14 protein-coding genes are annotated in these 16,053 nt (G+C 38.1%); 2 read left to right on the top strand and 12 right to left on the bottom strand.

What is annotated here, in order from left to right:
• Positions 1-67 precede the first annotated feature (67 nt).
• Positions 68-736: a metal-dependent transcriptional regulator gene (locus IGJ20_RS04375; RefSeq protein ID WP_002358896.1), complete on the top strand. Its 669-nt coding sequence runs from the start codon at positions 68-70 to the stop codon at positions 734-736.
• Positions 736-2,259 carry a glucose-6-phosphate dehydrogenase gene (gene zwf / locus IGJ20_RS04370; protein WP_141417176.1) on the top strand — a complete coding sequence of 508 codons (1,524 nt, stop codon included), beginning with the start codon at positions 736-738 and terminating at the stop codon, positions 2,257-2,259. The genes IGJ20_RS04375 and zwf overlap by 1 nt, the downstream gene beginning before the upstream one ends.
• Before the next feature lie 51 nt (positions 2,260-2,310).
• On the opposite strand, the gene ileS is transcribed toward zwf, so the two are convergent.
• From ileS to mraY, 12 genes are all read right to left on the bottom strand, one after another.
• Positions 2,311-5,091: an isoleucine--tRNA ligase gene (ileS, locus tag IGJ20_RS04365; RefSeq protein WP_142956769.1), complete on the bottom strand. Its 2,781-nt coding sequence runs from the start codon at positions 5,089-5,091 to the stop codon at positions 2,311-2,313.
• A gap of 310 nt (positions 5,092-5,401) precedes the next feature.
• Positions 5,402-6,103: a cell division protein DivIVA gene (divIVA, locus tag IGJ20_RS04360; RefSeq protein WP_002355904.1), complete on the bottom strand. Its 702-nt coding sequence runs from the start codon at positions 6,101-6,103 to the stop codon at positions 5,402-5,404.
• Between the two features lie 151 nt (positions 6,104-6,254).
• A complete protein-coding gene (locus IGJ20_RS04355) occupies positions 6,255-7,037 on the bottom strand; it encodes an RNA-binding protein (protein ID WP_002355903.1) in 783 nt (260 codons plus the stop codon).
• Between the two features lie 26 nt (positions 7,038-7,063).
• Positions 7,064-7,321: a YggT family protein gene (locus tag IGJ20_RS04350; protein ID WP_002355902.1), complete on the bottom strand. Its 258-nt coding sequence runs from the start codon at positions 7,319-7,321 to the stop codon at positions 7,064-7,066.
• Positions 7,322-7,349: 28 nt separating this feature from the next.
• Positions 7,350-7,994, bottom strand: a complete 645-nt coding sequence (locus IGJ20_RS04345) for a cell division protein SepF (RefSeq protein ID WP_002355901.1) — start codon at positions 7,992-7,994, stop codon at positions 7,350-7,352.
• A 13-nt stretch (positions 7,995-8,007) separates the two neighbouring features.
• Positions 8,008-8,685: a YggS family pyridoxal phosphate-dependent enzyme gene (locus IGJ20_RS04340; protein WP_002358890.1), complete on the bottom strand. Its 678-nt coding sequence runs from the start codon at positions 8,683-8,685 to the stop codon at positions 8,008-8,010.
• 16 nt (positions 8,686-8,701) lie between these two features.
• Positions 8,702-9,934 carry a cell division protein FtsZ gene (ftsZ, locus tag IGJ20_RS04335; RefSeq protein ID WP_002355899.1) on the bottom strand — a complete coding sequence of 411 codons (1,233 nt, stop codon included), beginning with the start codon at positions 9,932-9,934 and terminating at the stop codon, positions 8,702-8,704.
• Between the two features lie 26 nt (positions 9,935-9,960).
• A complete protein-coding gene (gene ftsA, locus IGJ20_RS04330) occupies positions 9,961-11,283 on the bottom strand; it encodes a cell division protein FtsA (protein WP_002355898.1) in 1,323 nt (440 codons plus the stop codon).
• Between the two features lie 173 nt (positions 11,284-11,456).
• Positions 11,457-12,581, bottom strand: a complete 1,125-nt coding sequence (locus tag IGJ20_RS04325; protein WP_002368241.1) for a cell division protein FtsQ/DivIB — start codon at positions 12,579-12,581, stop codon at positions 11,457-11,459.
• 8 nt (positions 12,582-12,589) lie between these two features.
• Positions 12,590-13,681: an undecaprenyldiphospho-muramoylpentapeptide beta-N-acetylglucosaminyltransferase gene (murG, locus tag IGJ20_RS04320; RefSeq protein WP_002355896.1), complete on the bottom strand. Its 1,092-nt coding sequence runs from the start codon at positions 13,679-13,681 to the stop codon at positions 12,590-12,592.
• Between the two features lie 4 nt (positions 13,682-13,685).
• Positions 13,686-15,056 carry a UDP-N-acetylmuramoyl-L-alanine--D-glutamate ligase gene (gene murD / locus IGJ20_RS04315; protein ID WP_002415087.1) on the bottom strand — a complete coding sequence of 457 codons (1,371 nt, stop codon included), beginning with the start codon at positions 15,054-15,056 and terminating at the stop codon, positions 13,686-13,688.
• A 22-nt stretch (positions 15,057-15,078) separates the two neighbouring features.
• A complete protein-coding gene (gene mraY / locus IGJ20_RS04310) occupies positions 15,079-16,044 on the bottom strand; it encodes a phospho-N-acetylmuramoyl-pentapeptide-transferase (protein ID WP_002355894.1) in 966 nt (321 codons plus the stop codon).
• Positions 16,045-16,053 lie beyond the last annotated feature (9 nt).

Raw genomic sequence — 16,053 nt, 5'->3', positions numbered from 1 at the left:
TTAAATAGTCAAATGCGCCTTTTTCTGATAAACTTAGGATGATGTTTTTTTGAAAGGATGAGCCCCTATGACACCAAATCGCGAAGACTATTTAAAATTAATTTTTGAATTAGGTGGCGACGAAGTTAAAGTGAATAATAAACAAATTGTTTCTGGACTCGATGTTTCGGCAGCTTCGGTTAGTGAGATGATTTCAAAGTTAGTAAAAGAAGATTTGGTTGAGCATTCTCCTTATCAAGGGGTACAATTAACTGAAAAAGGCTTAAAAAAAGCGAGTACGTTAATTCGCAAACACCGAATCTGGGAAGTCTTTTTAGTAGAGCACTTAAATTACACTTGGAATGATGTGCACGAAGAGGCAGAAGTTTTAGAACATGTCACTTCACAGACGCTTGTGAACCGTTTAGCGGATTATTTAAATCATCCAGAATTTTGTCCACACGGTGGTGTTATTCCCGAAGATAATCAACCCATTCATGAGGAGAAACGCCAAACGTTAACAGACTACCCTGTTGGCACAAAAATTCGGATTGCACGTGTCTTAGACGAAAAAGAATTACTGGATTATTTAGTTTCCATTGATTTAAATATTCAAGAAGAATATACGATTAAAGAAATTGCTGCATATGAAGGACCAATCACCATTTATAATGAAAACAAAGAATTATCCGTCAGCTTTAAAGCAGCAAACACAATTTTTGTTGAGCCGTTGATTAGAGAAAGTGAGGAAAACTAATGAATGAAAAAGTAGCATTATTTACTATTTTCGGGGGGACAGGTGATCTTGCCAAACGCAAATTGTATCCTTCCCTGTTCCGCTTATATAAAAAAGGATTATTAGCTGAGCGTTTTGCGGTGATTGGTACCGCACGTCGGGAATGGACAGACGAATACTATCGTGAAATCGTTCGTGAAACCATTCAAGACTTAAATCCCACGGCCGAAGAGGCGACTGAATTTTCTAGTCATTTCTATTACCAATCACATAATGTGAATGATACGGAACATTATAATACCTTAAAAGAATTATCTGATCGCCTAAATGAACAATACCACTTAGAAGGCAATCACATTTACTATCTAGCTATGGCCCCTCAATTCTTTGGAACCATTGTTAATCACTTGAAATCACAACATATTATTTCGGAAGAAGGCTTTGATCGTCTAATTATCGAAAAGCCATTTGGTTCTGATTATGAATCTGCCTACGAATTAAATGAAGAAATTCGTGCTGCATTTCCTGAACAAGATATTTTCCGAATTGACCATTACTTAGGCAAAGAAATGATCCAAAATATTTCAGCCATTCGTTTTGCCAATAATATTTTTGAATCACAATGGAACAATCGTTACATTGATAATGTCCAAATCACCTTCGCTGAAAGCTTAGGTGTCGAGGATCGTGGCGGCTATTATGACCACAGTGGCGCACTAAAAGATATGGTTCAAAATCATATTTTACAAGTCGTTGCATTGCTTTCTATGGAGCCTCCTGTTGCTTTTTCTGAAAAAGAAATTCGGACTGAAAAAGTAAAAGCTTTACGTGCCATCCGCCTTTATTCTGAAGAAGAAGCCCTTCAAAATTTCGTGCGTGGACAATACGGCGAAGGTCAGCTAGCTGATCAAACATTTGCAGCCTATCGTGATGAACCGAATGTGGCAGAAACTTCATCCACTGAAACTTTTGTTGCTGGTAAATTTTTAATTGATAATTTCCGTTGGTCTGGCGTCCCTTTCTATGTTCGCACAGGTAAACGATTAACTGAAAAAGGCACACGTATTAACATCGTCTTTAAACAAGTACCTATTAATGTCTTCAAAGATGATACGTGTGAAGAATGCGATAAAACCGATTTACCACCGAATGTTTTAACTATCTATATCCAACCAACTGAAGGATTTTCATTAACCTTAAATGGAAAAGAAATCGGTCAAGGGTTCAATACAACTCCAGTGAAACTTGATTTCCGTCAAAGTGCTGAAATGACTGAAAATAGTCCAGAAGCATACGAAAAACTTCTATTAGACTGCCTAAATGGCGATAGTACAAACTTCTCTCATTGGGACGAAGTTGCCCAATCTTGGCGCATTGTTGACATTATTCGACATGCTTGGGATAAAACAGACGTTTCTTTCCCTAATTATGCCGCTGGCACAATGGGCCCGCAAGCTGCCTTCGACTTATTAGAAAAAGATGGCTTTACTTGGGAATGGCAACCAGATAACTGGTACCGTGACCGCGGTCAACTTGATCAATAAATAAGCCAAAAAAGATCCGCTAGTTAACGACTAGCGGATCTTTTTTCTTGTTTATTCGAATCCTTCAGCAACCGCTTCTGGATAATTTTCTTCAACAATGTGTGCGCAACGGCCACAAAGTGTTGGTAATTTTTCATCTGAGCCGACATCTTGACGAACGGAACGACAACGGTCACACGTTTCGCCTTCTGCTTTTTCAACTAAAATAGCCATGTCTTCAAATTGAACAGCTTCACTAGGTGCTACTTCTTTTGATACTTCAAAGTCGGAAACAATTAGTAATTGAGCAATATCTGCATCAACAGCTGTCATTAATTGACGAATTTGTTCATTTGGATAAATGGTCACTTTGGCTTCTAACGATTTACCGATTAATTTAGAATGACGAGCTTCTTCCAACGCTTTTAAGACATTGTCACGGAAATCCATAAAGGCTGCCCATGTATCCATCAATTCTTCTTCATTAGTAAACGTTTCGTAACCTGGGAATTCAGCTAATTGCACATACTCTTCTTCTTCTTGTAAGAAACTCCAAATTTCTTCCGCTGTATGTGGAATAATTGGTGTCAATAATTTTGTTAATGAAACCAATGTTTGATAGAAAACAGTCTGCATACAACGACGTTGATAATCGTTTTCAGCTTCAATATAAACGACATCTTTCGCAAAGTCTAAATAGAAAGAAGATAAATCTACCGTTAAGAAGTTCATAACTGTCCGATAAATATGCATAAAATTATATTTTTCATAACCATTTTCACGGATTTCTTGAATGACTTGATTTAAACGAACCGTCATGTATTTATCTACAGAACGTAAATCAGCATAAGCTACAGTATGCTCAGCTGGATTAAAATCACTCGTATTCGCTAACAAGAAACGCATAGTATTACGGATTTTCCGGTACACTTCAGATACTTGGTTTAAGATATCCATTGAGACACGCACATCAGCTTCCGCGTCAACACTACTTACCCACAAGCGTAAGATATCTGCCCCCATTTGGTTAATAACTTTTTCAGGTAAGATGGTATTGCCTAACGATTTACTCATCTTACGGCCTTCGCCATCGAGAACCATCCCTTGAGAAATGATTGATTTATAAGGCGCTACCCCATTGATAGCAACACTTGTTGTAATACTTGAGTTAAACCAACCACGATATTGGTCAGAACCTTCTAAATACATATCTGCTGGGAAAGTTAACTCTTCTCTTTCTCGTAAAACTCCTTCATGTGAAGAACCTGAGTCAAACCAAACGTCCATGATATCTGTTTCTTTGGTAAACTCGCCATTTGGTGAACCTGGATGTGTAAAGCCTGCTGGTAGTAACTCTTTTGCTTCACGCATAAACCAGATATTTGATCCATGTTCTGCAAATAAATTCGCTACATGTTCAATTGTTTCTGGCGTAATGATGGCTTCCCCATTTTCAGCATAGAAGATCGGTAATGGTACACCCCACGCTCTTTGGCGAGAAATTACCCAATCACCACGGTCACGAATCATATTATACAAACGTGTTTTTCCCCAAGGAATTAGCCAGTCAACTTTCTCAACTTCATCTAAAATATCTTGACGGAATTTAGAGATTGAAGCAAACCATTGTGGCGTTGCACGGTAGATAACTGGTTTTTTGGTACGCCAATCATGTGGATAACTATGCGTAAAGAAATCTAATTTTAATAACGCGCCTTTTTCTTCTAATAACTCAGTAATCATTGGATTCGCTTTGTCATAGAAAATTCCTTCAAAACCAGGTGCTTCATCTGTAAAGACCCCACGACTGTCAACAGGAGAAATAACAGGTAAATCATATTTACGGCTAACGATATAGTCATCTTCACCATGTCCTGGTGCGGTATGAACTAAGCCAGTTCCGGCATCTAGCGTCACGTGGTCGCCTAGCATAACAAGTGATGTTCGATCATAGAATGGATGTTGAGCTGTCATACGATCTAATTTTTCACCAGAAAATTCTCGCAAGACTTCTACTTCTTCCCAACCAATCGCTTCTTTAACTGTTGCTAATAAATCTTTAGCAATTACAAATTTACGACCGTCTGCCTTCACTTCAACATACGTAAAATCAGGATTAACTGAAATACCTAAGTTGGCTGGTAATGTCCAAGGGGTTGTCGTCCAGATGACGAAGGCTGTCTCGTTATCTAAAAGACCTTTACCATCGGCCACATTAAAAGCTACGTAAATAGAAGGTGATTTTACATCTTTGTATTCAATTTCTGCTTCTGCTAAAGAAGATTCACTTGAAGGAGACCAATAAATTGGTTTTAAGCCTTTATAAATATAGCCTTTTTCTGCCATCTTACCAAAAACACGAATTTCTGCTGCTTCATACTCTGGATCTAACGTAATATATGGATGTTCCCAATCGCCTGACACACCTAAACGTTTAAAATCGTTACGTTGTTTATCGACTTGTGATAAGGCATACTCTTTACATTTTTCGCGATACTCAGCGACAGTCATTTCTTTACGTTTAACCCCTTTATTGGTTAACACTTGCTCAATTGGTAAACCATGGGTATCCCAACCAGGCACATAAGGAGAACGGAAACCAGACATTGATTTTGAACGAATAATAATATCTTTACTGATTTTATTCAAAGAATGTCCTAAATGAATATTTCCGTTTGCATACGGAGGGCCATCATGTAAAACAAAGGTTGGTTTTCCTTCGTTTAATTTTTGACGTTGTTCATATAAGCCTTTTTCTTCCCAGTCTTTTTGCCATTCTGCTTCACGGTTTGGCAAGTTCCCACGCATTGGAAAAGCTGTTTTTCCTAATTGCAATGTTTCTTTCATTTTCATATGCATTTGCCTCGCTTTCATTTTATCGATTTAATTGTGTTAGTTCATACTAAAGATGAACGATAGCTGATAAAAGTAGATAAAAAAAGAGTACTCCATCCCAAGGGACGAAGTACTCGTGTTACCACCCAAATTCAAAGTAGAGTTGCCCCTACTTTCTCTGAAATTGATAACGGTAATTATCCGGCAGTTCCTACTCAAGTGTTCAGAACTGCATCTAGGATAGAGGATCTGTTTAATGCCAGTGTCTGTCAAACTTTCACTATCATTGACTCGCTGCTAAGAATAAACATTAAACGTTCTGTTCTATCTATTTTGATTCTTCTTCAATTGTTTCTTCAGTGACTTCAATTACAGGCTTTTTTTCTACTACAGCATCTGTGTTCTCTTCAGAGTTTACAACAGTTTCATTTTCGTTGTCAAGGTCTTGTTCATCAAGAATTTCCTTAACTGCTGTATGTTTGTCTCCGACATAACTAGAAAAAGGCTTTAAAATCTCTTCCCACTCTTCACTCTTCACTTGCTCTAATTGAGTTTCAAGCATTAAGCTTAAGCGTTGATGGAAGACACGTGTTTTCTTCTTCAAGTCTTCTGTTTCCCCAGCTAATTGGCGAGCACGTTCAATTGCTTCTGCTAAGATTTGTGTTGATTTCGCTTCAGCATCTGCAATCATTGCATTTGATTTACGTTCAGCTTCTACCAAGGTTTCTTTGGCTTGGTTATCTGCCGAAGTGATAATCATTTCTGATTCTTTGTTGGCACTTGATTTCACTTTATCAGCGGTATCTTGTGCAACAATAATTGATTGGTTCAATGCATCTTTCAATTCATTGAAGTATTGTAATTTTTCTTCTGCGTGTTTTAATGATTTCTCAAGTTCACGATTTTTTTGTAATGCATCTTCATAATCACGTGTGACTTGATCTAAAAAGTCATCTACATCGTCTTGGTTATAGCCTCTCATTTTTGTTGAGAAGTCTTTGTTTTGAATATCTAATGGAGTTAATGCCATATTCCTTCACCTCTTTGGATTATTTTTGTAAAACCCCTTATGAACACATTCTCATACTAATCCTGAAATAGCAAATATCTTACTTTTTTTATTATACACAACTTCGTCTGAATGAACAGCCAAAATGGTTTTCTTAAACAAAAGTTCGAGATTATTTTCTCAATACCCCTAAGAGGACACGAAATTTTTCTTTCTTTGTTTTTCCTTCTAATTCTTGAATCTGAAGGCGCCCAAATCCCCGTATCGAAACAATATCTAATAAGTCTAAAGCAAAATCTGGTCGTGTCGTTTCTGTCCAATTGACTTTTACTTTACCAGATTCGATCAATTGTTTTGATCGCTGCCTTGAAATATTAAATACGGCGGAAATCACACTATCCAGCCGCAAAGAGCTCATAGTCGTTCGCTCTTCCTGCCAACCATCCTTCGGTATCAAAATTTGTGTATAATCACGCTCTTCTAAACGAACAGTAATTTTACCAATTTTGTCGACTTGGTTAACAACGAAGCCAGCTACTTCTTGTGCTATAAAAACCTGCCACTTATCACCATCGGAAATAATATCTCCAAAGGCTTCCCTACGAACCCCAACATTCATCAAGGTGCCTAAAATTTTCCCATGAGATAATGTCGCAAATTTAGATGGATAAATAATTTCAAATAATACAACACCAAAATCTGTCTCTTCTGGTATGTAATACGCTGGATAAATCAAGCAGCGTTTTCGTTCTGCTTGCTCATAACCACCATAAAAAGTAAACGATAAATCACTGTTTTGTCGAATCAACGTTTCCAAAATATACGCCTGTCTAGGATCAAGAAAGTCTGTCAAATAAGGCGCGTATTGCATCTCCACTTGCTCTAGCCAATCCCCGACAGTGTCAATAAAAGGATGTTCATCTTTGCGGAAATGTTGATACACATTTGCGTTCATAGATAAATCATCCTTTCTAAAAGTTATTAATAAACAATAGCTCGTAAAATGACTGCTAAGCCACCCGCTGCTAGGTTAAGGACAATAATCCCTACCATTACGTTAAATCCAACCATTCCAATCCTTAAATTCAAACGGTCAAACAAACTTAAGTATGGTTCACAAATTCTAGAGAGCAAACGCCCGAAAGCAGAATCATATGCTCCTGGAAACCATGAAAGTAGCGCGTAAATCACTAGTAATCCTGAATAGATTTGAACGCCTTTGTATAATAGAGTAATCAGTGTTGCGATAATAACACCTCCCTAAGGCTTAGAAATCAAAGAATTGTTTGTTGGCTAAAGATTGTGCTGTCGCACTATCAATTTCCATATTCGCTGGTGTGCATAAGAAGATTTCATTGCCAACGCGCTGAATATCTCCGTCTAAAGCATACACAGTACCAGTTAAGAAATCAACGATGCGTCGTGCTTGGTCTTCTTCTACTAATGTAAAATTAACTAGCACAGCTTCTTCAGCAAATAAATGTTTCGCAATGCTCATTGCTTCTGAATACACACGTGGTTCAATAATAGTAATTTTATGTGTTTTTGCATTGGCGGTGCTTTCTTGTGCTCGTCTTGTATTCGTAGTCGCTGATTGATTAGAACTACGCATAGAAACCACTTTTTTCTCTGTGTAAGCAGCTTGTTGTGTGTCTCTTTCTTGATGCGCTTCAGCAGAACGATAGCGTGCAGAAGGCTTTTCAACTACAGGCTCACTTTGTTGTGTATAAGCTGGCTGACTGTAACTTTCCTGTTGTTGAACAGGGCGTTGTGGTTTAGGCCGAGCTGCACGACGCGGTGGTTCATTAACTGCTTTGCGCTCTTCATATTCTTCGTAGTTATCATAATAATCATCTTCTTCGCCAGATAAGCCAAAAAAGCTCGATAACGCATCCTTGTTAAAAATTGACATAAATTCCTCTCCTTTACGCATCTCTGAATAACGCTGTTCCGATTCGTATAAAAGTTGCACCTTCTTCAACTGCGATTGGGAAATCGTTACTCATTCCCATGCTAAGTTCTGTACAAGGAGCAAAAGATAAATGTTTCTCATTTACGGTCATTTGCAGCTCTTTTAATTCTCTAAATGTTGCATGTAATACTTCTTCACTTGCCCCAAAAGGTGCCATAGTCATTAGACCGACGATTTGAATTTTGTCCAAATCAGCAAGTTCTTGAATGAAAGGTAAGACGTCTTCTTTACGAAAGCCGTGCTTGCTTTCTTCCCCAGTTATATTCACTTCAACAAAACAACGAATAACTTTCGTTGCTCTTTTTTGAATTTCTTTGGCTAGACTCAGACTATCTAATGCATGAAAATAATCTATCTCATTAATAATTAATTTTACCTTCCTACGTTGTAAATTACCAATTAAATGCCACTGAATATCATTAAATTTTTCCAATCCAGCTTTCTTTTCTAGTAACTTATCTACTCGGTTTTCAGCTAAATTCTGGACACCAAGCTGAACAAGCTCTGCTGCTTCCTCAATTCCTACTGATTTAGTGACGCCAATCATTGTCACATCAGCAACAGAGCGCTGTGAGCTTTTGCATGCTAGCTGAAGTTGATTATTAATATTTGTTAAGTTTTCAGCTATCATTTCTAATCGATGCTCCTTATCGTTTTCTGCGGAAAAATGGTGGCGTACTTAATTCGTCATCATTGTGATTTGGTTCTTCACGGTGGAATGTGTCAAATTCTTTTTTGTCTACTTGTTCTAATGAAGATTCATCAACTTTTGGACGTGTATTTTGTTCTCTGCGAATATCCCAATCGCCAAAAGCACTTGCTTCTTCTTGTGATTTTGGTTGATCCATTTCCACAGATTGAGTTGTTTGTTGCATTGGTTGAACCGCTTGTCTTGTTTGACGGTGCGGTTTTCTATCCTTTTTTGATTCATCAATACCTGTAGCGATTACTGTTACACGAATTTCGTCGCCTAAATCTTCGTTGATTGATGTACCTAGGATGATGTTCACATCACCTGAAGCAGCATTTGTAACGATATCTGAAGCATCTTGTGCTTCAAACAAGGTCATATCTAAGCCACCAGTAATGTTTAATAAGACTTGTTCCGCACCATCGATTGATGTTTCTAACAATGGTGAAGAAATAGCTTTTTTCGTTGCTTCAATTACGCGTTCTTCGCCGCTCGCTACACCAATTCCCATTAAAGCTGTTCCTTGGTTCTCCATCACTGTTTTCACGTCAGCAAAGTCCAAGTTTACGTAACCTGGTGCTGTGATTAAATCTGAAATCCCTTGAACACCTTGACGTAATACATTATCAGCTTCTCTAAATGCTTCAAGCATTGGCGTTTTCTTGTCAACGACTTCTAATAAGCGGTTGTTTGAGATAATTAATAGTGTATCAACGTTTTCTTTTAATAAAGCAATTCCTTCAGCGGCAAAACGACCACGTTTTGGACCTTCAAAACTAAATGGACGAGTTACTACACCAACTGTTAAAGCGCCTAATTCTTTAGCGATTTTTGCAACTACTGGCGCAGCACCTGTACCAGTTCCGCCACCCATACCAGCAGTAATGAAAATCATATCCGCGCCTTGTAATGATTCTGAAATCACTTGTTCACTTTCTTCTGCAGCTTTTTGGCCAACTTCAGGTTGTGAACCGGCACCTAAACCACGAGTGTATTTAGGGCCTAATTGAATCACTGTTTCTGCTTTTGAATGTTTTAATGCTTGAACGTCTGTATTGGCTGTGATAAATTCCACGCCTTTAACGTTTTCTTCGATCATACGGTTTACAGCGTTTCCGCCGCCGCCACCTACACCGATAACTTTAATGACTGCACCGTTGTTAATGTTATTGTCTAATGAAAATTCCATGATATCGTATCCTCCTGTTTGTGTGATTAGTCGAAAATGTTCGAGAAGAAGTCTTTGATTTTGCCTGTCACTTTTTCACCAGACTCACGTTCGTTGAATTCTTCGTATTCTTCTTGAGGCTGTTCAGCATATGTGTCATAGCGAACTTCTTGTTGGACAGCGACTGATTGTGCTGGTTTCGATTTTTCACCAGGGATTGCATATTTGGCAATGTGATAAATATCGTTTAGTTGCGCTGAATATTCCACAATGCTAATGACATTAGCAAAGACTGGGTTACGTAAGCCCATGTGATTTGGTACGTATAGTTTTACGTTGGCTTCAAAAATCTCTTGCGCCAAATCGACAATACCTGGCATACTAGCGGCGCCACCAGTTAATACAACGCCTCCAGGTAATTCAAACGCATCAATTTCATCCAGAACTTCTTTTGATTTTCTCAAAATTTGTTCCACACGCGCTTCAATAATTTCTGAAAGGTAACGTTCGTCCACTCTTACAGGCTCTGACTTACCGATAACATCAACAGGAAACTCTTCGTTTGCTGAAGTTCTTTCTGGATAAGCATCCCCATAATTAATTTTTAAGGCTTCGGCGTTGTTAAAAGAAGTATTCAATACGATTGAGATATCTTTCGTGATGAACTCGCCGCCTTCTTGGTTAACATGAGTAAATTTCAATTGTTTGTCGTGGATAACAGATGTCGTTGTTTGACCGCCACCCATATCAATGACAATTGTTCCAAAGTCTTTTTCGCCATCTGTTAAAATTGTTTCTGTTAAAGCAAGCGGTGTAATCACTAATTCGTTAATTCCTAAGCCAGCTTTTTCAACACATTTACGGATGTTATGGATGATTGTTTTTGGTCCAGTATAGACAACGCCAAACATCTCCATGCGAACGCCAAGCATTCCACGTGGGTCTTTGATGCCTTCAAAGCCGTCGACGGTAAAGTCTTGCGGTAAGATTGCAACAATTTGACGTTCAGGAGGAGTTGAACGAACCAAAGCTGCAGATGCGACGTTGCGCACATCCTCATCTGTAATTTCTTTTGATTCACTGCTAACAGCTATCATTCCTTGACAGCTTTCTACTTCTAATAAATTCGCTGGTAATCCAACATTTACGCTTTTAATTTGAATGCCGGCTTTTTCTTCGGCTTGTCGAACGGCCCGTTGGATTGCTTGAACTGTTTGATCAATATCGACGACAATCCCTCGATTCAAACCGTCTGATTTTGCATTTCCAACGCCGATGATGTTCATTTGACCTTCAATATATTCAGCGACAACTACTTTGACAGAAGTTGTACCAATATCGAGGCCTACATACATTCCTGTTTTTGCCATGAACGGAATTCCTCCTCCTATTAATTCCAATATCTAAGCGGACAAAGGCGTCCGTTTAACTATCTCTTTTTTAGTATTATTCACTTCTTCCAATTTTACCATAAAAATGGGGGTTTTAGAAAGCAGATTATACGAATTTGTTCGTTAATTTTTGAAACATTTTTGTAAAAAACTTATTCTGCTTGTTGCACTTCTTGATTTTCTCCATTTGTCGGCGTACCGTTATTCGCTTCATCCGTTGCTACGCCTGCATTTGGGTCCACAACTTCTTGATTTTCAACCGCTGAATCTTCGGAAACTTCACTGCCCGTTTCTTCACTTTCTTTTTCATACGGATAAGAAAAAATGCCGACTTCCATATCAACGATTCCAGGTTTGTCCATTTGCTCGGCTACTTGTGAATAATAAGCCATTTTTTCACTTAAATCAGAAATATTAACAATCACTCGATTTCCATCATTCATATAGACATTAATCAAGTCTTTATTGGTTTTTGATGGTGCATATTTAATTTCTGAAATTCCTTGTTTAATTTCTTGAGGTAATTTGTTGTAAGAGGCCATTAATTCAGGGATTAATTTATCCTCTTTGAAATTCTCAAAAATTGGTTTGCCACTTTCAGCAGCTTTGGTGGTTTCCGCCAAAGTTTTACCATTCTCTAAAATCGGATGATAGCCGCCTTTAGTCGCAGCAAGAGCGACAATTTGATACTCTTGAATATCAATTTTAAATGAATTAATACCATTTAACTTAATGTTCGCCTTTTTTATAATTGGAAACTTTTTCTGAATATTTGCAGAAAAATAATTTCTATTTGAATACTGCTCCCATAAGCCACTGCCCGTTTCAAGTTTTGACTGCTGAATAATTGCTTGGCTCTCCACACTTTTGTTACCTGAAACTGTTACTTCACTCAATCGACTAAGAGGCGAAACAAAATACAATGCCACTAAAATGGCTGTCCCTAAACAAGTTAAAATAAAGGCTAAACGCCTATATAAGCGCTTGTTCCGTGTTTTCTTAACGTTCGGTAAACGATCTGCAAAATGCTCCTCTTCTTCCACTGTTTCTTGTGGAAGATGTTGTTGAGGCTCTTCTTGACTTTGTTCTTGTAAAGTGATGGTGACTTCTGCTTGTTCGTTTTCACCTTTTGAAGCAGCTTCTTCCGCTTGCTTCTTCAAATATTCTTGGTTTTGTTTTTGCCAAGGTGTCAGTTCAGGTTGAGACTCTTCCGATTTTTTTGGAGGTAATGGTTTTCTTTTTTTGAATATATCGTTCTCGTTACTAATCTTCCACACCTCCTATCTCAGACTAACGTTTTCACAACTTGATACAAACGATCACTTGCATCTGGGATGCCTTCCCCTTTGGACGCCGTTGCCATCTGTTGTCTTTTTTCATTGTTTAATAAAATATCATCAATTGCCGCAACTAAACGAGCGCCGGTCAATTCTGCATCTGGAATCATTTCAACAGCACCAACTTTTACTAAGCTTTGCGCGTTTTTCGTTTGATGATCATTCGTGACGTAAGGACTCGGAATTAAAATTGCTGGTAATCCTAATGCGGTGAACTCCGCAATTGAGGTTGCTCCTGCACGTCCCACCATTAAATCGGTATTAGCCATCACTTCAACCATTTTATCAATATACGGTTGCACACTTATGTTTGTCAATTTCTTTTCAGAAAGCTTTAGACTTTCTTGAAGTTCCTGATAATATCTTTCTCCTGAAGCGTATAAAACTTGATACTCTCTCTCTTCAAACAAAGGAAAGGCCTGTTCAAACGCTTGATTGATTTTCAAGGCGCCACGACTTCCGCCAAATAAAACCACCGTTTTCTTTGCTGGATCCAAGCCAAACTCTGATAAAATAGCTGACTTTTCCACCGTTACGACTTCTTGTCCCCGCGGGTTCCCTGTTAAAATTGTTTTTTCTTTCGGGAAAAAACTAGCGACATCCGGAAAACAAATCGCAATTTTATCCACATAACGACTTAAAAATTTATTTGTCATTCCGGGGATACTATTTTGTTCATGAATAATTGTCGGTATTTTTAATTGGTGGGCCGCATAAACCACTGCACCAGAAACATAACCGCCTGTACCAATGACCACATCTGGTTGAAATTCACGAATAATTTTTTTTGCTTTATTAATGCTTGTTAAAAATAAATAAATTGTTTTAAAATTTTGAGGACTTAGCGAACGCTTGAATCCTTGAATTTTAATCGTTTTAAATGGAATTTTCGCCTTTGGCACAATTTGACTTTCTAGACCATTTTCTGTTCCCACATACAAGAATTCTGTTGCAGGTGCTTCTTTTTTGACGTGTTCGACGAAGGATAACGCAGGATAGATATGCCCACCTGTGCCACCACCAGTTACTAGTATCTTCATTTTCTCACATTTCACTTTCTTTTAATTGTTGAACAGCTTGCATAAAGGCTTCCCCGCGTACTTCGAAGTTCGGGTATTGATCCCAACTTGCGCAAGCAGGTGATAGTAAAATAGTATCATCTTTTTCCGAATAATCAAAGGCAATGGTAACCGCCGTTTGAACATTTTCAGCAAATAAAATTGTTTCAATGTTCGCTTTTTTAGCAGCTTCCGCCAATTTTTCTTTGGTTTCTCCAAATAAAACAATTGCTTTGAGTCCCAGCAGAGCAGGAACCAATTCATCAAATGAGTTACCGCGATCCAAGCCACCCGCAAGTAAAAGTAGCTTTTGGTTGTCAAACCCACTTAACGCCATCTCTGTAGCTAAAATATTGGTTGCTTTTGAATCGTTATAAAAACGTCTTTGCTGAACTTCGCCAACAAATTGCGTTCGATGGGGAACGCCCGAAAAGTTTTTCAAAGTTTGTCTAATCTGAACATTCGATACATTTTTTAATTTAGCTACACAAATCGCTGCGAGTGCATTTTCAATATTGTGACTACCAGGAATCCCTAGCTCATCAGCGGGCATAATATATTCTTCATTGAAATATAATTTCCCATCTAAAAGATAAGCCCCTTCTACTGCTTCTTTCGTTGAAAAAGGCAATACGTTGGCAGCTGTGGTTTTAGCTAACGTTTGAAGCTCTACTTGATTCCAATTTAAAATCAAGGTGTCCTCTGCGGTCATGTTTTTTTGAATGGCCCATTTTGCAGCAACATATTCTTTCCGCGAACCATGATAATCCAAGTGTGCCTCAAAAATATTTGTAATTACTGCAATTTGTGGGTGAAACGTCTCAATTCCCATTAACTGAAAACTAGAAAGTTCCATCACAAGATCATCCTTGGCTGTTGCTTCTTGAGCCACCGTACTCGCTGGAAAACCAATATTTCCCGCCAAACGTGCCTCACCAGCCGTTCTGTCAGCATTTAGCAGTAAACCAATCATCGTGGTCGTGGTTGTTTTACCATTGGTGCCCGTAATGCCGACAATTGGACATTCGGCAATTTGACCTGCTAATTCCACCTCAGTTATGATAGGAATTTTCCGAGTTAGTGCTTCTGCCACAAGTGGATTTGTATAAGGAATACCAGGATTTTTAACGATTAGTTCAAATTCTTCATCCAACAATTCAATTGGATGCCCTCCTGTAACAACACGAATACCCAAGGTTAATAAATCTTGGGCGTCAGGGTTTTGATCAAATTGTTTTGCGTCATTAACGGTAACGAGCGCACCTAACTCATGTAAGAGTTTCGCTGCGCTGACACCACTTTTAGCTAGTCCTAAAACCAACACTTTTTTGTTTTGATAGGTTGTTATTTTTTTCATTGTCAATTTCCCCTTTGATAGATTAGAAAAGAATCCATAATGTGATTCCTGAACAGATTAAACCGACAGACCAAAAGACAAAATCAATTTTCCATTCAGACCAACCACACATTTCAAAATGGTGATGAATTGGTGACATTTTAAAAATCCGTCGACCAAATAATTTAAATGAAGCAACTTGTAAAATAACACTTGCTGTTTCACAAACGTAGACAAGTCCAATTAAAAGTAGCGTCCATTCTTGATGCAAAATAATTGAAATTGCTGCTAACAATCCACCTAATGCTAATGAACCAACATCACCCATGAAAATTTTTGCTGGTTTTCTATTATAAGGGAAAAAGCCAATCAGCCCACCAATCACACTTAGGCAGATAATCACAACATCAAATTGTTGTTGTTTCCAGGCAATAATTGCATAAGTACCAAATGAAATTGTTCCTAAACCAGCAACTAAGCCATCAATTCCATCTGTCAAATTCACGGCATTAGAAAAACCGACTAACCAAAAAATAATAAACACACCATAAAAAATACCTAACGGAACTTCTGCTACTCCAAACAAATCTAAGGTGTCTGAAAAGCCTTCACTTCGATAAACAAAGTAGAAAACCAACCCACCAAAAATTTGACCAATTAATTTTTGACGAGAATTCAAGCCCATGTTCCGTTTTTTAAAGACTTTAATGAAATCATCTAAATAACCTAACAAACCGTATAATACTAAAATAAATAGAATAATTAGTAGAGACGGCGTAAATTGGTGGAAGAACAACCCCATTGCTAATGAAGTAATCAAGCTGGCTACAAGGAAAACGACTCCCCCCATTGTAGGGGTACCTGTTTTCACGCTATGCCAAGTTGGGCCATCTTCACGAGTAACCTGCCCTTGTTTTTTCATTTGAAAATAGCCAATGAATAGTGGCATTACGCTCACTGTAATGGCAAAACTCACCACTATGGGAATAAAAATCTGTGTCCACTCCATGTTATCTCT

Source organism: Enterococcus sp. DIV0294 (assembly GCF_050558155.1).
GTDB classification, from domain to species: domain Bacteria; phylum Bacillota; class Bacilli; order Lactobacillales; family Enterococcaceae; genus Enterococcus; species Enterococcus faecalis.
The sequence above is the reverse complement of the archived record's forward strand: the minus strand, read 5'-3'. Positions and strand labels throughout refer to the sequence as shown.